Source organism: Nitrospina gracilis 3/211 (assembly GCF_000341545.2).
GTDB lineage: Bacteria > Nitrospinota > Nitrospinia > Nitrospinales > Nitrospinaceae > Nitrospina > Nitrospina gracilis.
The window spans coordinates 1095265-1115747 of record NZ_HG422173.1; the positions used below are offsets into that span (position 1 = coordinate 1095265).

General features: G+C 53.1%; 21 protein-coding genes. 3 read left to right on the top strand and 18 right to left on the bottom strand.

The window, feature by feature from the left end:
* Positions 1–2 precede the first annotated feature (2 nt).
* Positions 3–1046, top strand: a complete 1044-nt coding sequence (locus TX82_RS05240) for a GGDEF domain-containing protein (RefSeq protein WP_005007759.1) — start codon at positions 3–5, stop codon at positions 1044–1046.
* A 59-nt stretch (positions 1047–1105) separates the two neighbouring features.
* The gene (locus TX82_RS05245) at positions 1106–1930 is read left to right on the top strand and encodes a carboxypeptidase-like regulatory domain-containing protein (RefSeq protein WP_005007760.1); all 825 of its coding nucleotides are present in this window, start codon (positions 1106–1108) and stop codon (positions 1928–1930) included.
* 4 nt (positions 1931–1934) lie between these two features.
* Here the strand turns inward: TX82_RS05245 and TX82_RS05250 are convergent, their stop codons facing one another.
* The 7 genes from TX82_RS05250 to mltF form a co-directional block, all read right to left on the bottom strand.
* Positions 1935–3500: an ankyrin repeat domain-containing protein gene (locus tag TX82_RS05250; RefSeq protein WP_005007763.1), complete on the bottom strand. Its 1566-nt coding sequence runs from the start codon at positions 3498–3500 to the stop codon at positions 1935–1937.
* A gap of 177 nt (positions 3501–3677) precedes the next feature.
* Positions 3678–4487 carry a carboxypeptidase-like regulatory domain-containing protein gene (locus TX82_RS05255; protein WP_005007765.1) on the bottom strand — a complete coding sequence of 270 codons (810 nt, stop codon included), beginning with the start codon at positions 4485–4487 and terminating at the stop codon, positions 3678–3680.
* A gap of 39 nt (positions 4488–4526) precedes the next feature.
* Positions 4527–5000 (bottom strand): c-type cytochrome, encoded by a 474-nt coding sequence (locus TX82_RS05260; protein ID WP_005007767.1) that lies wholly within the window; start codon positions 4998–5000, stop codon positions 4527–4529.
* Positions 5001–5218: 218 nt separating this feature from the next.
* A complete protein-coding gene (locus tag TX82_RS05265) occupies positions 5219–5683 on the bottom strand; it encodes a tRNA (cytidine(34)-2'-O)-methyltransferase (RefSeq protein ID WP_005007769.1) in 465 nt (154 codons plus the stop codon).
* Positions 5684–5698: 15 nt separating this feature from the next.
* Positions 5699–5920, bottom strand: coding sequence for a hypothetical protein (locus tag TX82_RS05270; protein ID WP_005007772.1), 222 nt, complete (start codon positions 5918–5920; stop codon positions 5699–5701).
* A gap of 126 nt (positions 5921–6046) precedes the next feature.
* Entirely contained in the window at positions 6047–6454 is a 408-nt protein-coding gene (gene msrB / locus TX82_RS05275) for a peptide-methionine (R)-S-oxide reductase MsrB (RefSeq protein WP_042250600.1), read from the bottom strand.
* Between the two features lie 27 nt (positions 6455–6481).
* Positions 6482–7864, bottom strand: a complete 1383-nt coding sequence (gene mltF / locus TX82_RS05280; protein WP_042251919.1) for a membrane-bound lytic murein transglycosylase MltF — start codon at positions 7862–7864, stop codon at positions 6482–6484.
* A gap of 216 nt (positions 7865–8080) precedes the next feature.
* Between mltF and TX82_RS05285 the strand changes: the two genes are divergently transcribed.
* Entirely contained in the window at positions 8081–8311 is a 231-nt protein-coding gene (locus tag TX82_RS05285; RefSeq protein WP_042251920.1) for a GIY-YIG nuclease family protein, read from the top strand.
* Positions 8312–8421: 110 nt separating this feature from the next.
* Here the strand turns inward: TX82_RS05285 and TX82_RS05290 are convergent, their stop codons facing one another.
* The 11 genes from TX82_RS05290 to TX82_RS05340 form a co-directional block, all read right to left on the bottom strand.
* Positions 8422–8907 (bottom strand): hypothetical protein, encoded by a 486-nt coding sequence (locus TX82_RS05290; protein WP_144079089.1) that lies wholly within the window; start codon positions 8905–8907, stop codon positions 8422–8424.
* Between the two features lie 8 nt (positions 8908–8915).
* Positions 8916–11120 (bottom strand): WD40 domain-containing protein, encoded by a 2205-nt coding sequence (locus TX82_RS15070; protein WP_005007786.1) that lies wholly within the window; start codon positions 11118–11120, stop codon positions 8916–8918.
* 145 nt (positions 11121–11265) lie between these two features.
* A complete protein-coding gene (locus tag TX82_RS15075; RefSeq protein WP_005007789.1) occupies positions 11266–11670 on the bottom strand; it encodes a CBS domain-containing protein in 405 nt (134 codons plus the stop codon).
* A gap of 432 nt (positions 11671–12102) precedes the next feature.
* Positions 12103–12504 carry a hypothetical protein gene (locus tag TX82_RS05305; RefSeq protein WP_005007795.1) on the bottom strand — a complete coding sequence of 134 codons (402 nt, stop codon included), beginning with the start codon at positions 12502–12504 and terminating at the stop codon, positions 12103–12105.
* 228 nt (positions 12505–12732) lie between these two features.
* Positions 12733–13752, bottom strand: coding sequence for a DUF8426 domain-containing protein (locus TX82_RS05310; protein ID WP_005007796.1), 1020 nt, complete (start codon positions 13750–13752; stop codon positions 12733–12735).
* Between the two features lie 312 nt (positions 13753–14064).
* Positions 14065–14589: a hypothetical protein gene (locus TX82_RS05315; protein ID WP_042250601.1), complete on the bottom strand. Its 525-nt coding sequence runs from the start codon at positions 14587–14589 to the stop codon at positions 14065–14067.
* On the bottom strand, positions 14580–15227 hold the full coding sequence (locus TX82_RS05320) for a hypothetical protein (RefSeq protein ID WP_144079090.1): 648 nt from the start codon (positions 15225–15227) through the stop codon (positions 14580–14582). Before TX82_RS05320 ends, TX82_RS05315 begins: the two co-directional genes overlap by 10 nt.
* 103 nt (positions 15228–15330) lie before the next feature.
* The gene (locus TX82_RS05325; protein WP_005007799.1) at positions 15331–17001 is read right to left on the bottom strand and encodes a DEAD/DEAH box helicase; all 1671 of its coding nucleotides are present in this window, start codon (positions 16999–17001) and stop codon (positions 15331–15333) included.
* Position 17002: 1 nt separating this feature from the next.
* Positions 17003–18130: a ParB/RepB/Spo0J family partition protein gene (locus TX82_RS05330; RefSeq protein ID WP_005007800.1), complete on the bottom strand. Its 1128-nt coding sequence runs from the start codon at positions 18128–18130 to the stop codon at positions 17003–17005.
* Between the two features lie 15 nt (positions 18131–18145).
* Positions 18146–18979 (bottom strand): hypothetical protein, encoded by an 834-nt coding sequence (locus TX82_RS05335; RefSeq protein WP_144079091.1) that lies wholly within the window; start codon positions 18977–18979, stop codon positions 18146–18148.
* A gap of 42 nt (positions 18980–19021) precedes the next feature.
* Positions 19022–20413: a DNA cytosine methyltransferase gene (locus TX82_RS05340; RefSeq protein ID WP_005007803.1), complete on the bottom strand. Its 1392-nt coding sequence runs from the start codon at positions 20411–20413 to the stop codon at positions 19022–19024.
* Positions 20414–20483: the final 70 nt, after the last annotated feature.

Sequence of the window (20483 nt, forward strand, 5' to 3'; positions counted from 1 at the left end):
GAATGGGAACTCAATCCGAACAGCCTTCTTTCAAACTGCGCGGTGGCGGCACCGTGACCCCGGAGGACGTCGAATCCCTTGTGGCCTTGTTGCGTGTGTTTGTGGAAGGAACGGCACGGGGCCTGCCTCAGGATCACGACCTGCACGATAAGCTGGACCTGCTGAAAAACCGGCTGCCGCCGGTGGCTCCGGGTCTCAATGCTCCGCTGCAAAAGGAGATCGAGCAGGGCTTTGATTTTTTAAAAATGAACACCGACTTGCGGCTGCTGGAGCGGGCGGGGCTGGTGGAGATCATCCGCGCCCTGGCCCGGTCTCTCACATCGATGTTCGGCAAGGGAAGCAAACTCGATCAGGGCCTGGAAAAAATCATCGATGAACTGGAAGAAGCGCGCGAACTGCGGCACACCCTGGCCATCCGCGACAGGATGCTGGATGTCACCGAACAGATTCAGAAACGGTTCGGTATCGTCCGGCAGGAGGTCGAACGTCTGCACCAGCATTGCCTGACCCTGCAGTCACGCGCCGACACGCAGGGACAGGTGATCTTGGACGGATTGACACGGGTCCTGAACCGGTCGGCCTACGACATCAAAATCGAAGAAAACCTGAAGGCCTTTCACAAAACCCTGGAACCGTTCTTCCTCGCGCTTTTCGACATCGATGATTTTCTATCGATACAGAACAAGTACGGGGCGGAAGCGGCGAACAACACATTGTGCAGTGTGGCGGCGGTGATCCGTGACGGAGTGCGGCAGTCGGATTTTGTGTACCGGTACACGCAGGACCGGTTTGCCGTCCTGTTCCACAATTCCTCGTACAAAAATGTGCGGGGTGCCGCCGAGCGTTTGCGAGACCGCGTCGAGACCGTGCGGACGCACCTGATGAACGACATCAACGACAAATTTGGAAACCGGGTGCGTGTGACTGTCAGTGCCGGACTTGCACAGGCTAAGGAAGGCGATACGAAAACAACATTGTTCAAACGGGCGGAAGGCGCGTTGGAACGGGCCAAGCTTCAGGGAAAAAACCGCGTTGCCAGCAGTTAAAACCGATTGATCCTGAAAAAACTTGCGGCCCTTCATGATTCCTTCGCCGGGTTCAGTCTATGAAAACCCCACGCGCAATCAATTTTCTGTTTCTGGTTCCGGCTATTACTCTGGCCGCCTGTTCCGGCGAGCATAGCATCGAAGGCACGGTGGTCGATTACGATACCCGCGAGCCGGTATCCGATGTGCGGGTTCAGACTCGGCAGTACGGCTGGAAGATCAGCCGCGATAGCCTGGTGTGGGATCATCCCACGGTTTACGATACGCGGACCGACGCCCAGGGGAGGTTCCGACTGGATTACGAAGGCACGGACAGCGCCAAGCTTCAGGTCACCCTTGAGGGATACGTTCCCTTTACACACTGGTATGAAAGCGAATCGACCGCCTTCATCAAGATCAAACGGAAAGATCCCGACCGCCCCCCGGTGAAATCCGGTCTCATGCGGATCGGGGTGGAAAACCATCAGCCGTTCGGGTGGTCCTTCAATGAAGGACGACGCGCTTTGGATCCCGAAGAGGCGGATGTATTTCCGATGTTTGGATCGAGGACGGATTGGAACCACATCCGGCTGGCGGTATCCGGTGGGGGTGGGCTGCAGTTTGTCTCCGGCCCTGAACTGGAAGTGGAAAGCGATTTCCTGGTTTACACCGACCGGGCTCCGCCGGAAGGGTACGCTGAAAACCTGTCGATGGATTTCGACAAGCCCGGCGGCGTTTATTATGTGCGTACCCGTGATGGGCGGCACTATGCGAAGTTTGAATTCGATCCCACCCGGCTCGCTACGGAGGGGGGGACTACCGGCTACACGCAGGGCAACTGGGCTCTTCTTCTGATGTACGTTTACAACCCCAAAGGAAGCCGTAACCTGAAGTACGAGAAGTAACGTTTTATCCTGCCGCCAGCAGTTTTTCCAGTTCGGCATGCCCGCCCAGACGGGCGCTTTGGGCGGCGGTCCATCCATCCTGTGTGCGCGCTTGTGGATTGGCTCCTCGTTCCAGAAGCAGTTGCACGATCTCGCGGTTGCCCTCAAACGCGGCACTCATGAGAGCGGTCCAGCCATTGTTCGCTTGTTGATTGACGTCCGCGCCCTTATTCAACAACAGGCGGACTGTGTCTCCATGATTGCCGAAGGCGGCGCTGATCAGCGGTGTCAGGCCCCGGCTGTCCGCCTGGTTGACGTCGGCTCCCTTGCTGAGAAAGAGTTTTACGATCTCGAGGTTTCCTCCGAATGCGGCACTGTTGAGGGGAGTGAACGGTTCGTCTTTCCGGAACTTGGGCGTGGCTCCGTGGTCCAGCAGCCACCGCACCAGCCCGAGGTGTCCGCGTGAGGCGGCGATCTTGAGCGGCGTCATCCCCTGTTCGTCACGTGTGTTCACATCCGCCCCGTAATCGACGAGAAGGCGGACCACCGGTTCGTGTTCCCCTCGCACGGCGCCCGCCAGCGCAGTCCTGCCGAAACGGTCCCTGGCGTGCACGTCGGCTTTCTTGTCCAGTAAAGTCTGTACCGTTTCCGCGTCGCCCCGAAGGGACGCGGCCATCAAGGCGGTCAATCCATCGTGGTCCTGCAGATTGACATTCGCACCGTGCTCCACAAGCAGGTGAACCATATCCTGACGGCCGCGGTAGGCGGTGTCGATGAGCGCGGTGCGGCCGAAGGAGTCTGTGGCATTGATGTTGGCGCCATGTTGAAGAAGAACGGGAAGGATGTCCATCTTGCCACCGACCGCCGCGTCCATAAGCAGGGTGAAGCCGTCGTTGTTTCGCACGCTGGTTTTCGCACCGTGGTCCAGAAGCAGGCGCACGATTTCCAACTGATCGCGCATGGCGGCCAGCCATAAAGCCGAATAACCGTTGCGGTCGCGAAGGTCCACCTCGGCCTTGTTGTCGAGCAACAATTTCACCATGGCCGGGTCTCCCATGGTGGCGGCCCACATGAGGGGAGTGAAGCCGAACTGGTCGCGGTGGTTTGGATCGACTTTCAGGGGGAAAAGGGTCTGCACGAGGTGGTGATTGCCACCGGCAACCGCGCTCATCAAGACCGTGCGCCCGTCATGATCCCGCGCAAGGGGATCGGCTCCCAGTTTGATCAGGGAGGTTGCCAGCTCGGCGTTGCCATTCAGGGAGGCGTGCATGAGAGCGGTGAAGCCGGTGGAATCGGAAGCCGTAGCGGGAGCGCCGCGGTTGACCAGCCATGAAGCCGCACTGCGCGCGTCGGATTCCACCGCTGCGAGAAGGGCCACGGCCAGTGTATCGGGGTCCTTGCCGTGCCCGGCCACCCACATGTCCATTTGGGCAATATTTCCTGCCCTAGCATACTGGATCAACTCCTTCACGGCCTCGGGGGGGATTCCGCTGTCCTTGCGTTCCGAAGAAGGTCCGCAGGCAAGCAAGGTGAAACACAGGACCAAAACAATAAGCCGGGATGGGCGTCGGATAAAGAGGCGGGATATCATACGAGTGTCTCAACGGGTGAATCAACCGCGGTCACTTCTGTCCCGAGTTATACTCCTTCAATCCGGTTGATTCAACCATTGTTTTGAACAGGCAGCGCGTGGGGAATTTGTAATAAGGGGGAAGGCGACGCCGGACCGAAGCCCGGCGCCGCACCAGGGAGGTTCAGGGGAGGTGACTCACTTCGAAGTCAACTCGAAGTCCAGATTCGCGGTTCCGTCGGCGCCGACGGTCACCTCCTTCGTTACCTCACCGACGTAGGGATGCCACGCGGTGATTTTGTAAGTACCGGCGGGAACCTGATCCAGCGTGAACGCGCCGTCCTTCCCGGTGACCGCGTAGTACGGATTCCACACCACGCGCGCATCGGCTTCCATGAAGTTGTGCTGATCGCACTGCAGGAAGAAATGCTGGTCGCGTCCCGGCCGCATGCGCATCAGGTTCTTCGTGACATCGGCCACGTCTCCCTTGCTGGGAAGCGGTTTGTTGAACAGCGTCTTCCTCTGTGCGCCCTTCACTGCATAGCCGTGCGGGTTGTGAAGAATGTCCGGGTCCTGGTTGACGATCTGCACGAGGCCTTCACGAACTCCGCGCGGGGGGCGCCGGACGACAGACACCTTCGGGAAGATGTCGCAGTCCTTGAAATCGAACTGAATGGTCTCGTCTTTCCAATCCTTGCCCTTGTCGATGTTCTGGATGAACACAACGGCGCCGTTGAGTTTGCCGTCCGTCACCTGCACCTTATGCCGTGGACGCATTCCGTCCTTCGTGGCGTCGGGGTGCTGTGCGCAGAACTCGGCGTTCTTTCCCTTGGACAAGTCCTCCATGATCGGGTCCGGGGGCGTGCCTTTGAACAGCACGGTGCCGGTCAGCGTGCCGCCGTTTTTCACATCGACAGCCTCATAGCCTTTTGCCTGGACGAGACCGGTTCCGGTGGCGAGCCAGAGCGCCATCGCTCCGGCGAGTGTCGGAAGCATTGGGGTTTTCATGATGACACCTCCTCTATGGAAGCGGGTTGGCATTGCGGTTTATTTTGCAAGGGACGTATTGATGTACTTCACCAGGTCCCAGATTTCCTTGTCGCTGAGTTGCTTCCCGTGGGCCACCATACCGGTGCCGGGAGAGCCGTTTTTGATGACCCAGAACATCTGTCCCGGCGAAATGTCGTTCATCGTTTTGGCGCAGGTGAAATTGCGCGGAGCCGGTTTCAGCGCCTTGCCCAGGGGCCCCTTGCCGTCGCCTTTGTCACCGTGACACATCTTGCAGGCCATTGGTTTGGCGGATTTCTGGAACAGGGTTTCTCCGTTCTGGGCACTGGCGGTTTTGGGAATCTCCATTTTCTGAAACTTGGACGGGGCGGTTTTGGTCTTGCGCGGTTGCGGGCAGTCCTTTGCCGCCAGTGCCGGCGCGGACGCCAGCACCAGGCCCAGCGTCAGCAGAGCCAGCACCGTCGTTGCCCTGGTTCCCTCAGTCCGTTTCAAACGGGGTCGGTGATAAAGCATGATCGATTCCTTTCCTGTGGGTGAATGATCTGTGACTTTTTGCGAACTCCCTTTGTTGCGTCGAGTGTCCTTTTCACTTTTCAATATAGAAGGTGAAAATTAAGAGACCCTTAAGGCGGCCTTAAAACTTTTTAATTAGATGTGGTTAATGTTGTGGAATGAGGGTTGTGACAAATTGCTGAAAAAGATCTGAAAAAGGCAGGGTTGAAACGGGTGGATCAGTAGCCCAACTGGCGCAGGGCTTCGTACACGGCAATGGAGACGACATTCGACAGGTTCAGCGACCGCACGCGGTCATCGTATTGCGGTACGCGCACGGCGGTCTCTGGGTGGGCATTGATCAATTCTTCCGGCAGGCCCAGCGTTTCTTTGCCGAAGATCAGGTAACTGCCGGGCTGATAGCGGTGCTCGGAATAAAGCTTTTTCGCTTTTTTGGAGAAAAAGATGCAAGGGGCGTCGGGAGGCAGAGTTTGTAAAAACGCGTTCCAGTCAGCGTGCCGCACCACATCCAGGTGCTGCCAGTAATCGAGCCCGGCGCGTTTCAGACGGCTGTCGGTGATCTCGAAGCCGAGCGGTTCCACCAAGTGGAGGGTGGATTGTGTGGCCAGGCACAACCGGCCAATGGACCCCGTATTGGATGGGATCTCCGGTTCCAGCAAAACGACGTTCAGGTTGTGCGGCATGCCGGTGGGTGCGGGTCAGCTGCGGGGACGGATGCGGTAGAAGTACCCGTCCAGGGCGGCAAAGCTGCCGTTTCGGACCACGCCCAGAAAGGTTCTGACCTTGTCTTCCGGCGCCGAGTCCAGAATGGATTCCAACTCCTCGTGGGACACATCCTCCCACTCCTGGCAGTCGGCGGAGCGTTCTATGGGATAGGGTGAAATGTCTTCCATTTTGATCTTGTACCTGTCCGTTCGCATTTCGGGTTCACATCCTTACAGAGGGAATTTCTTCGTGGAGACCACGATATATATACCACAACCCGAAAGGAATGGAACGGATAACTGATGGAGTGCGGGCCGCTTGTCGGAAAACCGCCCGGTCCTTCAGCCGCCGGACCCGGATGATTTGTGTTTGAGCGAAGCGGAGTTGATGCAGTAACGCAGGCCCGTGGGGGCAGGGCCGTCGTTGAACACGTGGCCCAGGTGCGCATCGCACCGCGAGCACAACACCTCCGTGCGCCGCATCCACAGCGTCCGGTCCTCCTTTTCCGACACCGCGTCCTCTCCCTGCGGGGAATGAAAACTCGGCCAGCCGGTGCCGGAGTCAAACTTGGTTTCTGCGTCGAACAACGGCTGGTCGCAACAGACGCAGTGATACATGCCGGGGGTTTTGGTGTTCCAGTACTCTCCGGTGAAAGCCGGTTCGGTGCCGTGCTGGCGGCAGATGCGGTACTGTTCCGGACTCAGCTGATCTTTCCATTCCTGATCGCTTTTCTGAACTTTATCCATAATGCAGACTCATGCGAACGGGTGATTCAATCACTTCAACTCCCGCGCCAGGATATTGGCGTAGTCCCGTATGCGTTGCACGTAACGCACCGGTTCCCGGCCGCGGGCGTATCCGTATTTCAACTTTTTATAATACTTTTTCTGGCTGAGCAAGGGAAGCACCTCCCGCAATTCTTCCCAGGAGTAAGGATCCTTGCCCATATCGCGCGCCAGTTTTTGAGCATCGTGCATGTGGCCGCGGCCCACGTTGTAAGCGGCGAGTGCCATGTAGGTGCGGTCGGGTTCCGGAATTTCCTTGCGGAAGCGTTGCTTGAGTTCATGCAGGTACTGCGCGCCCGCCATGATGCTGGCTTTCGCATCCATGCGGTTTTTCACACCCAGTGACTTGGCTGTGACCAGCGTGAGCATCATGATGCCGCGCACGCCGGTGGGGCTTTTCGCCCGCGGATTCCAACGCGACTCCTGGTAGGCCTGTGCCGCAAGCAGGTTGTGCGGCAGGCCGAATTTTTCCGAAGCCTTATCGAATAACTTTCTGTATTTCGGGTAACGGTTGCGGAAATGACGCTTGAAAGTGGCGATGTTGACGTAATCGAATTTGGGAATGTACTTGTAGTACTTCGCCATCACCGAATCAAAATCGCCGCTGTGACTGAACTCTTCAAGCCAGTCGGCGATGGCGTCGTTCAATTCGTCCGCTCCCTGTGGCAGGACCCACGCCAAGGGCTCGGGCTGGGTGCTGTCGAACTGCACGGTGAGTTCCGGATAATAACGGCGGTTGATCTTCACGATGGTGGAATCGGCGACGGTGCAGTCGATTTCCTTTTCCCACACCTGCTCAAAGATTTCCTCGGTGTCCATGTCGGTGGTGGCTTTCCAGTTGAGACCCGGATGTTTGGATTTCAAGCGTTCCAGGTTTTCCTCATAACTGGTACCCGCCGCCACCACCAGGTTCACTTTCTTCTCGATCAGTTCTTTCAGCGATTCCGGTTGCACATTGCGGCGGCGGCAAACGACCTGTTGCGTCACTTCCTGGTAAGTGGGGCCGAACAGAAACTGCCTGCCGCGCACCTCGGTTTTTGTGATCCCCGCGGCGGCGAGGTCGGCCTCGCCTTTCTTGATGCCGTCGAGGATTTCAGTCATCGAATTTTTAATGATGAACTGCGGCTCGACGCCCAGCGATTGGGCGAAGCCGGCGACGAGGTCGTATTCGGGTCCCGTGGGATTGCCCTGTGCATTGAAATGATACGTCGTGGGCGCATTGCGGGTGAGCACCACCAGCTTGCCGGATTCCTTGATGTCGTCGAGGCTTCGGTAGTCCCCGGTCAGGGAACTGCCACATCCTGCCAGCAAAACAGCGAGAAGCACAGCAAGGAATGTTCGTTTGCAAAGCGGTGTGATCGAAGAATGGATCATTTCCAATATTTTAAAATCCTGGTTCATACGTATACAGGGTAAAAAAAGAAACCTGTGAAAACAAGCAGGGAAAGGTAAAAGCGATCGGAAGCATAACCATGGGGTGCAAACACAATGTTCTGGTAAAAAAACAGCAGACGGGTATGGTTAAAATCAGCACCGATTGGTTTTATGCCGGATATCAGAACTTACAATTTTTTGGGAGAAAAACGCCGGATGGCGGAATGGTCGGTGTACCTGGTGCGGGCGCAGGATGGGAGCCTGTACACGGGGGTCAGCAACGATGTGGAACGCCGCGTGGCGGAACATGCCTCCGGTGGTCCGCGTGGGGCCAAGTTTTTTCGCGGCAAGGGACCGCCGGAGCTGGTATTTCAGGAGACCGTGGGGGACCGTTCGCAGGCGCTACGCGCCGAAGCGGCGATCAAAAAAACTGCGCAAGGAAGATAAAGAGAGGCTGGTGCGCAGGGAAGTCGAGTTGCACACTCTGCTGTCGCCGCCCCGTTCCTGAAATTAAAGAGAGCTTTGTATTCAGGCGAGAAGAGAGTGCCGGACGCCATTCATTCCGGCTGTGATCCGTTCCACCAGCGCCCCCATTTGACGGAAGAGATTTTCTGGCTGAAATTGGGCGCGGGTTGGTAATACACGTGCAGGCCTCCCGACCGGTCGATCGGTCCCCGCTTCACCCAGTTACCTTCGGGAAGCGTTTCAAAATCGATCAGCCACACCTTGCGGTCGTCGGTTTTACGGATGACGAGGAATCCGTTTTCTTTTCCGAATCCGCTCCGGCCGAACAAAGTCACCACGTCCCCCCGTTTCCCTTCAAGAGTCAGGGTGTAACGTCCCTGGCAGGCGTACAGGCGGAAGCCGCGCAAGTGCTTGATATCTTTTCCACGATGGACCTCGAAAATGCCGCTGCACGTGGTGCCGCTGAATGTCGGGTCCAGTCCTTCCTTGATCAGCGACAGCATTCCATCCTGTGCTGAACCCGCGACGGGGAACGTCAGAAGGAAAAGCAGAGCCGAAAAAATAAAAATCCGTTTCATATTCATTTTCATTTTTTGATGAACACGAAATCGCCGCCCTCATGGCCGGAGTTTTTGATGATGTTGTATTCCGGCACCTGCTGTGCGGACCCGGCGACGCGTTCCTTGATCTGGTCGTGGAACAACTGTTCGGCGGTGAACACGGGGCTCTCCGGCTGTTGCAACGCCTCAATGAACGCGCGCGCGAACACCGAATGCCCGCCACCGCCACCGTCGGCCACAGGTTCGTTGCCGCCGCTCGCCATCAGGGTTCGCGAAGGACGGGACCGCATCTTATCCAGAAAGCGCCTTTTTTCTTCAGCCGTAGCCAGCCGCGTGAGAGCGGAACGCGTCAGCGTGCCGGAGTAACAACTGTCCGCCACAACCAGCACGTGTTTGGCCGCCATCCGCTTGATGTTGGAAGTGATGTTGTCCACGATGATCCACTTCGTGTCGCTGTTGGGCCGGGCGTCAGCGGGAAGCCAGTACGCCTTGTTGACGGTTTTGTCGAACTCGCCGTGGCCCGCGTAGTAAATCAGAAAATGATCATCTGCCGTCAAGCGGAGACGGATGCCGTTGAACGCGTCCATGATGGCATCGCGGCCGGGATCGATCAACAGCGTGGTCTCAAATCCATAGTGATCGCGCAGGATGCGGTCCACTTCCTGGGCGTCGTGCACCGCGGTTTTGAGCGGCGGCAGGTGGCGGTACTGATTGATGCCGATGATGAGCGCGTGGAAATGGCCGTCGTTGGCGTCCACCGATTTGGGTTTGGGTTTCTCCGCCACCCGTTCTTTCTTAACGGGATTCTCGCCTTCCACCCAGAAGGTTTCCCACGCCAGGTTGCCGCGTGTGTCCTCGGCCATGACGGTGACCTTGGTTTTGCCTTCCTGCAGGGGCACGCCGGCGGAAAAATTGCCGGACACGTCCACGCGCGCAGGACGGTTGTTGACGGTGACGCGGGCGACGCCGCTTTCATCGGTCACGCGGCCTTCGACGAACGTTTCCGGAAGCGCCGGCACCACCACGATGCCGCGCAGGATTTCATGCGACGTGATGACGATGGTCGGCGGTTCGGTATCGGGAGACTCCTCCACAGGTGGAGTGGGCGTTTGGGATTTGGGGCCCGATTCGGGAGCGGACGTTTCCGTTTTTGGCGTGGTTTCGGATTTGGGTGCTTCCGCCACAACGGTGGGCGCGATGTGCGGTGCGAGATCCCATAACCGTACCGTTTGATCGGCGCTTCCCGAAACGACGAATCGATTGTCCGGTGAAAAGGAGACTGAAGTGACTTCTTTGGTGTGACCCTCAAAAGTGTGAAGAAGGGTGCCGTCGTTTGTTTTCCATAATCGGACCGTGTTGTCAGTTCCCGCAGAGAGCAGATGCGCGCCTTCCGGGGAAAAGGCAACCGCGTTCACTTTTTCATTATGTCCTTTCAACGCATACAGGAGTTCCCCCGTGGCAGTGGAGAACAGCCGGACTGTACCGTCCTGTCCTGCGGAAGCGATGCTTTTGCCGTCGGGAGAAAACGCCGCGGCGAAAAGTTTTCCGTTGTGACGCGAGAAAACGCGCAGGCGCGTGCCGGTCGAGGCATCCCACAGTTTCAGCGCGTCGCCTTGGGCTGTGACCAGCGTCTTGCCTGAAGGAGAAGCGGCCACCGATCGCACCGGTTCCAGTGCAACGAACTCCGACCCCGAATCGTTTTGATCGGCGAACACGCGCAAGGGTTGTCCTGTTCGTATGTCCCACAGGATGACGGATTCTCCGAGCCCGCTGGAGATGAGGCGCGTCCCGTCCGGAAAAAAGGCGACGCCGGTGACCTCATCGAAATGGCCGGGAACCGACCGCACTTCGTTTCCGGATTGGATATCCCACACCTTGATCCGTGTGTCCGCGCCGCCTGTTGCGAGCGATCTCCCGTCAGGGGAAATGGCGATCGCGTTCACCGCTCCATTGTGCCCGCTCAAGGTTTTCCACCTGTCCCCTGTGCGGGCGTCCCATAGGATGAGTGCCCCGTCGCCTCCCGCTGAAACGATAAATTTGCCGTTCGGAGATACCACCACGTACTGCACTGCGCCCGTATGTCCGTTCAGGATCCGGGGTGCTTCGGCGGAAGAGGTGAGGGGCGTTGAGGCGAAAAGAAAAAACAGGAACGCCACGAGGGCTTTTGAAAATGCAGCAAAATGCATTTGATGTTGGAGTGGGCTGTCTATCTGGTGAATTTGGTTCGGCATCGTCTGCCATCCAGAGTGAGCGGTTTTTCTAATATACACCTCTTTTGGATTTGAAGGCAACGCAGGCGGGGGGGGCCTCATTCAGGCCGGGACCGGGCCAGAAGGCAAAACTTTTTTACATGGGGGCCGAATGGTAACGAGGGCGTCAGAAATTGGTTTTCTGGTGCATCTTGTAATAGAACTTCTCGAGGTCCTTCACCGATAGCATGCCGACGATCTTGCCGTTGTCAGTGACAGCGAGGTGGCGGATGACCTTCTCTTCCATGATCATAGTGGCTTTCCCCACGGTTTCCTTGCGGTCGATGGTGATGATGGGCGAGCTCATCATGTCTCCGACTTTGACCTTGTGCGGGTCGGCCTGGCCTCCCATGGTCAGGTGCATCCAGTCGGTTTTAGTGAAGATACCTTTGAATTCGCCGTCAATCTTAATGAGCAGGGCGCTCACCTTGTTCTGGTACATCTTGTCCACCGCGTCGAAGGCGGTGGTTTCCGGTCCCGTGAAGAACAGGGTCTTGCTCATCTGGTCGCCTACGGTGTTTCCGGTGGTCATACCGACTCCTAAGTTAAAGGTTGCCGTCCATGTTCCATTCCTGCGTAAAGGGGCCATCTCCCCAGAGAAATGGCGCGCCTGGGCCGATTCGAACGCCCGACCTGCGGATTGGAAATCAGTCCACGTTACTTTAAACCAGGAAAATTAAACGTATTGCCAACGTCTTTTTTATTGTTTTATAAACTGAGTTATAAAGTTCGCAGGTTTCCACTACCCGATAATTATAAATGAACCGATTCAACCCTGCCACACAATAAGGGTTTTAGAGGGTAACTCGAACCTCTTTAAAAGGTAGTTATAGGACTTAGAATTTGCAGTCGGACATGTTCCACTTTTTGTCGCCGCTAGCGAGGAGTTCAATCTCTGCCGCGGGCAGTGAAAATTGTGAACCGTTTGTTGGGGTGAGGACCTGGGTGGGATTGGAAGGTTGAATCATAAATGAAACATCCAATCACCTTTTTCATTTTTGTACAGAATAAACTTACCGTTTTTTAGCTGAAAAATGGCCTTGCTGCCATCTTTACTCAAATGAGGCTTTACTCGAGAGGCTTCTCTTAATCCTGCTATTACCTTGCTTCCCCACTTTGCTCTAAATCTTAAAATCAATTTCTCCCGATCTGAGGATGATCTGAATTTATGTTGTTCTCCGTAAAATTCGTCGACGTATCTCTCCCAGTCCCCGGCCTCTGCTACTCTAAGCATTGTAGATAAAGTAGCTACAGAGTGGGATAAATCCTCAGACTTGGAATCTGCATAACTTGACAATGGGAACGTTGGAAAAAGAAAACCAAGAAAAACCAGAATTCGTAAATTCTTAGAATTAATTGTCATCATTCCGCTCCTTCCCTTGAGGTGGCGCGCCTGGGGCGATTCGAACGCCCGACCTACGGATTAGAAGTAAACTAACAAATTTTTCGGGAAATTTCCCGATGATTCTAAAACCTTCGGAATAATTAGAGTTAGAACTTTTTCCCGGTTTTCAGGGAGTCCAGCGAAATCCCGTAAAATCGCCCCTTTTCCGGGAAGGATTACACAGGAATTACACACAAAATTGGATTCATTTTAATCGCCCTCTTGGACGACAACCCAAATCCGCTTGAGGGGCAGTTCCGCCTGAATTTCATCCGGCATTTTATCGAAATCCTCCAAAAGGGATGACATCAATTTCTTGTCATCCCATAGGCGGACTTTAAAAAAGAGTTCTTTATTGCTTGTCAGGGCCGTCTTATTGAATCCATCCCAAGACACGAATAACCCCTGTTCCGCCCCCATCCGGCTCATCACGCCTTCCAGTTCCCTTATGGCAGAGTCGTTTTGCACTCCCCCGGATTTCACCTGCACACAAATGCGGGGTGGATCGAATCCCATTGGCCCATGACCAGCAAGTAGGTCCACGCCCCCATCAGGGCCTTCTGGAGCCCGCCAGGTTTGGTAACCCTGCACTTTTAGAATGGATTCGACCAATCGAGTCAGGCCGTGCCCCTTGAATTTGGATTCAATGATCCTGCGAATCTGGTCGTAGGCTTGCTCCTCTAAATCAACTTGAGGGTCCTCTTCAGGGCCAATTTCTCCCTCAGGAGTGACTAGAATATCTCGTCCAGGCGTGAACTTGGGATCCGCCTTGCCCTTGAGCATACTTTTAAGGCGGTCCTCAGCATCGTTTCGCTTGATCCGGCAAACGGTCATGAAGGCACCAAAAGAATAGAGAAGATCCTGACCAAAATCGCTCCTTGGTATGTCATTTCGAATCCATTCCACAGGCCGGGTATGGCGTCCATCCAGATATTTATAATCCCCGGTTATTTTCCCCAGGGCGATGGTGGAATGGGTTTTCAATGGAAGGACAACAATATCCCCTTTTTGCATTTTTTGGGAGAAAGCCCAAATCTGAGCAGCGAGATTCGCAATGGCAGAGGGCGATTTGTCTGGATAAAATTTCTGCTGTATGTTTTTCATTTCCTCGTACGAGGAGACTTTTGAAACATCGGGCATGCTACGCCAACCAATAATCGCCAAGCCTTTTTCCAAGGCTGTGTTTTCATCTTCCCCAAGCTTTCCAGCTCTAATTAACCATACCGCCATGATTTAGATCCCGTTTGATTGAAATACTTAATTAAATCTGTTGAAATGGAAGAACTACAATATGTTCCAATTCAATTGAAATAAATTTTCTATAGTGCTTTTCGGTCGAACAAATACATGATGTTTTTTCTCAATATCCTTTTGGGGAAAATTAGAATCTCTTCGTATTTCTTCGGAGACGGATGGCAATTCGTCCACCTGAAAGCAATTCCCAAAATGATTTCTTTAAGTGTGTTTTCTGCTCGGGATATCCTTCGATAGCTACTTTATGTACTCAGAAAAATTTTGGCAATTTCACATTTGACAGGCTGATCAATGGCTTTTCAACGATGTCATAGACTCAAAACACAAGAAATTTTCCAAGGGGTCCTCGTCTCTCGATACTTTTTGTGGCCAAGTTTTTTCTGAATTATAGAAAAACACGTAAACATCGAAAGAACCTAGTACCTTGAGGATGTAGGAATTTAGCTTCAACTGCCCCGTTGATTCCACGACAAGGACGCGGCAGGTATTTTTGTAACCGTTGCTTTTTAAGGCCTCCTCGTAGCAAGCAAGCTGAAAAAGCCCCTTGGCGCACTGGCTGGTCAGATTGTCTAGAGTCGCCGTTTTTAACTCGAAGATAAAATTTTTTTCGCGAAGTTGAAGGAACAAGTCTATTGAAGAGGACTGCAGGGGGCTAAGGCCAATAGATAGCAATCTCGATACAATCTCCCTCAACATATCTTGGTGTCTCTTTTCCGCATGTTCTGTCTTTTCAAAAGCCTCGGCATAATCGATGCCAGTAGGGTCTTTAGCTACAAATCGCCTGGCGAATATTCTTTCCGGGGCTATTGGCAAGAGCTTGATATCGACAACGGGAACGGCTCTTTTCTCGCGATGGTTTTTATTGGCGGCCGGTTTTTATTGGCATGATTCGTAGTTGGGTCGGCATCGGAAAGCGCCTTCCTCATCTCCGGAGTTGCTTCGTTGTCATGATGCTTCGTAAGCCATTGATAAGCGAAATTGGCGAACGGGGGGATCCTAGTCTTGCTGCCGGAACCCCACAACTCGTCCAGGCAAAATGTCGCGGTCGTTGCCGCGATCAACGCATGGGCTTTGCATGAAGCGTCTCCCTTCAAGGGGAAAACCTTCGCTTTATTGAAAAGCTTATTTGGGAACCCTTGTAGCCTTACCGTAAGGTTGCGTTCCAAGACTTCGGTCAGCCGCTCATCGATTTCTTCTTCAGCTTTGTGGAGGCCTTCTTTGAACCCACCTGTGAAAGGGGTTTTAAAGGAGTGGACAGGGATGTTCAATTTTCGTGAACATGCCAAGGATTTCGAAAGATCCACGGTCAGGCAAAAGTCTCCAGCGTTCATGCCATCCTCGAAAATTTCTACCAAATCTACATAAACTTTTCCAAAAAGGGAGTCTCCTCGCGCAGCTCTCAGGACAATCCAGAGCCTCGCGCCGGCGAGATCTTCCGGTTTTTCGGGCACGAGCGCTCTTGGTATCACGTATGACGGCGATATTCCTGTGGTTCCGCGCAGGTGTGGGGCCAAGGAGGAGTCGATTATCCATACGTAGCTCATCATAAAAGACCTAGTCTGCGGTTAGCTCCTTCAAAGCCTCGTCCAAAGACGCGGGCCAAGGGATGTGGTCTCCCAAAAGAGAATGCTGTTGTAACTCCTTGCCTCTAAGCCTGACCACCTCGGTTTCTTCGATAGTTCCCTCGCAAACTAGGAGATAGTAATTGACCTCCTGCGACTTTTGTCCGCGTCGGTGGATGCGGTCGAGGGACTGGAGGTAGTGCGCGGCCTGATTCGAATAAGAAACATAAACGGCATCGTAGGAAGCGTGCAACGTAACACCGGCACCTGCAGCCGCAGGGTTACCAATGAACACCATCCTTTCCGGGTCTTCCTGGAACCGCCGCACTGCCTCTCTGCGTTCTTCCACCCCAACAGACCCGTCTATTCGAACGGGGGCATAGGACGCGTAACGGCCCATTAGGTCGTCAATGCTATTTTTATAAAACGACCATAGGATGACCTTGCGTCCCTTGGAAATCAAATCACCAAGCAAGCCGTCCAAATACTCGTGTTTCACGGGAACGTCTGTGTTTGTGGGATCTACCATTGAAGGAATTGAGCATATTTGAAGCAATATTGCCCGCCGCTGAAAATAAGTGGCAAGCTCTCGTTTAAACTTGGTGTTATCGAGCGAGCGAAGTTCAAGCTCCAACTCGGAGCGCGCTTTTTCGTATAATAGAGCCTGTCGGCCTTTCAGGGGAATTCGAACAACGTGGAAGTTTTTCTCGGGAACATCTTGGAGAACCTCGTTCTTCAATCTTCTTATTAAGGCGCCCTTATTTTCGACCAGGTTCGATATGGCTTCCCGATCCGCCTCCGCGTCCTTTGTTTTTTTAAACCCGGCAAAGGTGTACCCGGTATCGGCAAGATTAAACTGGTTTATTAGATCGTAGGGAGAGTTCGGCGCAGGGGTTCCACACAAGACGAAGCATCTGGCACACGAGGCACGTAGCCTTCCGGCGGCTTCGGAACGTAGGGATTCCGTATTTTTGACGTAATAGGATTCGTCAACGACCAGAAGATAACGCGTCTTCTCCGCCGTGGCAGTGAGCGCTACCTGCATATGGTCAACGCCTTCGTAATTCGTTACTAGGACATCGAATTCCTTAAGCGCCGTTTCAAACTTTTCGCGTCGACCACCCGCAGCGGTGGAAATTCGGTATTTGCCTGGAAGAAACTTCTCGATATCCTGCGGCCATTCGCTCACCATTGTCTTAGGACAAACTACGATCATTGCATCGATCTTGCCCGATTCTTTTAAAATATTGAAGGCTGCAATTGTTACTACGGTCTTGCCACTACCTTGTTCGTCGAACAGGCAAAGCCCCAGAAGATTGGGCACGACCATAGCCGAAACAGCGAATGATTGCGCCGGGTCCAAACATTTTTCCCACACTTCGGGGACGTTGTCGGAAGTGCCGTTCTCAAGTATTTCCAGAATCCTTTTTCTGGCTTCAGTGTGTCCATCAAACTTTTTGAATGCGTTCTCTGCCTCTGGGGTCTTTTCGCCACCTTCCAGGAGGTCGCGCACGAGAGGCAGCGCGCTAGCCGGAAAGATGAGGACTTCTTTCTCAGTTTTTAAATTTCCACCTAACCGGCTGTTGAGCTTTGTTTTGATCTTAATTTGCTCCATGGCGGAGCATTCCAGACGGGCTTCGTTGTCGACTACGGATAACTTCATGTCATTTCTTCGATGTAGCTTCCCCCATTTTTATGACAAGCTCGAGTGACTCCTTCAGGTTTTCGAGAGAGGCTTCAGGAATTATATCTATCTGTTGGGCTGTCATCTCTCTTAGAAACTTTACGAAGTTGTCTATGCGGCCCACCGCCTCGTCTGTGCTTTTAACGACACGGGTGTTATAGTCCAGAATTGCCTTTGCCGATTTGGCGGCTGTTGGATCCGGCTGAAGCAGTGCGGCTTTTGCTTCCGGATGTCTCCATGCATTGTAGGCAATACGGACTTCCTGGAAGCTGGAAAATTTGCCTTCGTGTATCCACTTAAAAAACTGTATCTTGAAGTCAATTTCGGTATTCAGTTGCTCGAAAAACGACTTTTGGGCTTCGTTGAAAAACTGGTAGTTCTTGGCCGCTTCGTTCTCGGCATCCTGCTCCGTCATACCCAATCCGCCTCCGTATTCGTCCTCGGGATCAACGTCTGCAGTGGCAAAAGTGATATAATCCGTGATTATTTGGTGTATTTTCAAAGTTTGTTTGATCTTAGACTTTGCCCAACTGTATTTTTTTGAGATGTCATTGATGTCAAGGCCGGATTCGTGGGCATCAACCACTTTCAAGGCCTTGACGTACTCGGGCCACTCGATTTTTAGTGAGGCGGAGAAGTTCTCCTCGACCAAAACGTTCTGTTCGTCTTCCTCGGACGCCTCTTCTGTTAAAACGTGAACATCGATAGTTTCAAGGTCTTGCTTATTCGGATCCGCCACCGTCATAATTTCTAAAGCATATTTAATGGCAAAGAAGCGACGGTTCCCGTCCAGTAACTTGCCTTGGAACGATAGCGTGAGTGGTTCGCGTAGACCGTTTTTAATTATGTCGTCCCGAAGCTCCTTAAGTTTAACCTCAGGGCTGTTCTTCATCAATTCGAAGACTTCGTCTTGAGACAAAGCCCGGTATCCGACTTTTTCCTGCATAGTCTTCTTTGCGAGTTCGATCCGGGGATTATCGACCCAACCTAGTATTGATGAAATGTTGACCTTCCCGTCCCAAACCATAAGCTTTCTTCCGTTGTACAAGCGTTGACGGATTTTTGGGGGTTCTGGGTTTTCCAATAAAAAAGAAGGGCGGGTCGTCATTGATCCTCCGATCCGTTAATCCGTAATCGATTGATATTCGATGTCCTGGGCGTCTAGCAAACCTTCCAGATAGACTATTCTGTCGGCAAGAACATCCTTGTCAAGGGTCTTAAGCGCGGCCCTGTCGCTTCCGTTACATTCCATTGTGAAAGCGTCCGCCGTAAGCGGGTCGCTGTATGAAGATCGGAAAGGATCTTCGCAATGCTTGACAAAAACCTTCTCTGCGTCCATGCGCTTCTCCCAGAAGGTGGCCAAATCTTGCCCAAAACGATTGCGAATAGCAAAAGACAGTGCCTCATGGACTTTGGTGTAATCCTTCGGAATCGGATCATTCCTGGTGACGAATACTGCTAGATCGGTAAACGGGGTGTTTCCCTTCAGTTCCACCAAAAGTTTCGGAAGGTTCGTTTTCCAATCGTTGTGGTAGTCTATTCCCCATTTGATGCGCGCGGCTGCAGATCCCATTTTTAGGAGAGGGGCGGGCCGGTTTGGATAGTTGCAGGCTTCGGCAGATTCTGAAGCTTTTTTGACCGGAACCGTGAAAAAATTCGAGGAAATCCGTTTTTCAGGAGGAGTCCCTCCTTTTTCAACCTTGCCGAGCACGACCACGTGGCGGGCTTCCTTGTCCTCAGACGGCTTTAGCTGCATAAGCTTGATGAATTCAAGCTCCATGACTTGTCTGTTGTTCTTTCCCTTGATGGACCTAGGGTTCATGTCTAAGGGACAGCAACCGAGTTTTTTGACCGCCGCATCAAAGGCAAGAAAATACATGAGGGCCGATGTGCGCTCCAAGGGCTTCTTGCCGGCGCTTGAAATGGGGGCCAATCGTTTGAACGACAGTTCGATCATCTTGGGGTTTAAATAACAACTCATGGAAAACCTCGAGCATGCTTACCCTTCATTATTGGAAGCGCCGCTTTTTGAAAAGACAACATCTCGGTCGCAAGCGCGAAGAGGTTTTCCTGTCTTCACGAATTGCTCGAAGGTTAGAAGACCACTTTCGCCGCGTAAATCCTCACCATTCAAGGTCTTGTCTATTTGCGCCGCCAACTCGTAGGCCAGACGCGGAGGCACCGCGTTGCCAATTTGCTGATATTTCGATTTAATGTTTCTGCCTTCGAATCTGAACCAATCAGGGAAGCTTTGGATGCGTGCGATCTCTCTTACAGAGAATACGCGTTGCTCTAAGGGATGCCAAACGCCAGCGTTCTCTGGCTTAAATGCTGCTGTTATCGTTCCGGCTACTTCATTGCGATGAAAACGGCGATAAAAGTTTGGCCAGCGGTATTTTTCCATGTTGTCTGCGATTTTCTTCAATCTTTCCGGGAGTTTTTCGTAGGGAATGCTCTTCCACGATCCTCCCTCCGGAACCATCGAGCCGATATGGATCGCTTGGGGGTTTAACTGTATAAGTTCCTGCTGATTCTGTGTATTCTGACAAATATCAAGTATTGTATGCTTGAGCGTGAGATCATTCCTTTCCACAGGGGCGGGAAAGGAGAATCGCCCGTTTTTCTTGGCGCGCTCTATCCCGACCATGAACACCCGCAATCTTTTTTGAGGGACGTGGTGTTTTGAGGCGTCCACAAGGCTGAATAGGACATCGTAGCCCAAAAAGTCAAGGTGCTCGCAAATCTCTTCGATTAATAGCTTCTTTTCGGTCTTGAAAGATAAAAGACCCCGAACGTTCTCGAAGACCACAGCCCTGGGCTTTAGCTCTTCAACGACTTCCAGCGCAGTTTGATAAAGAGTGCCGCGCTTGTCCTTAATACCTTTCCGAGAGCCTGCGTTAGAGAAGGGCTGGCAGGGGAATCCGGCAGAAAGGATGTCCAGCTTTTTCCTCATGCGCGGCAAGGACACGGTATGAATGTCCCCTTCTACAATCTCTCCTAGGTTGGAGCGATACGTTGAACACGCATCTGGGTCTAGGTCGTTGGCGAAAACAGTTTTAAATCCGGCTTGCCTGAATCCCAAATCAATGCCGCCGCAGCCTGAAAAAAGGCTCACGTGCGTTCTTTCGCATTTCGATTCCTCCCTCAAAGGCTCTAAAACGCTCCAAGGACGGGGTAAGAGATTACTCTGAGAATCGAGCAACGATTTGAGCGTATCGAACAGAAGGCCTTGCAAAGTAGTTTGCCGGATGTTTGCCAACATTTTGATTTTGCCGTGAGTTTCTTTGTCCACTTCGATCGTTAAGGTCTTTAGCCGTTTGCGGCGCTCAGACTGACATTTTCTTATGGCAGCGGCTCTTTTGGTTTTCGGTTCTTTTGCGATTTGAGGCATGACAGAACGGAGGGTCAAGGTCTTTAATTATCTTCACAAGAGGATACGACAATCTTGTTTACATGTAAAC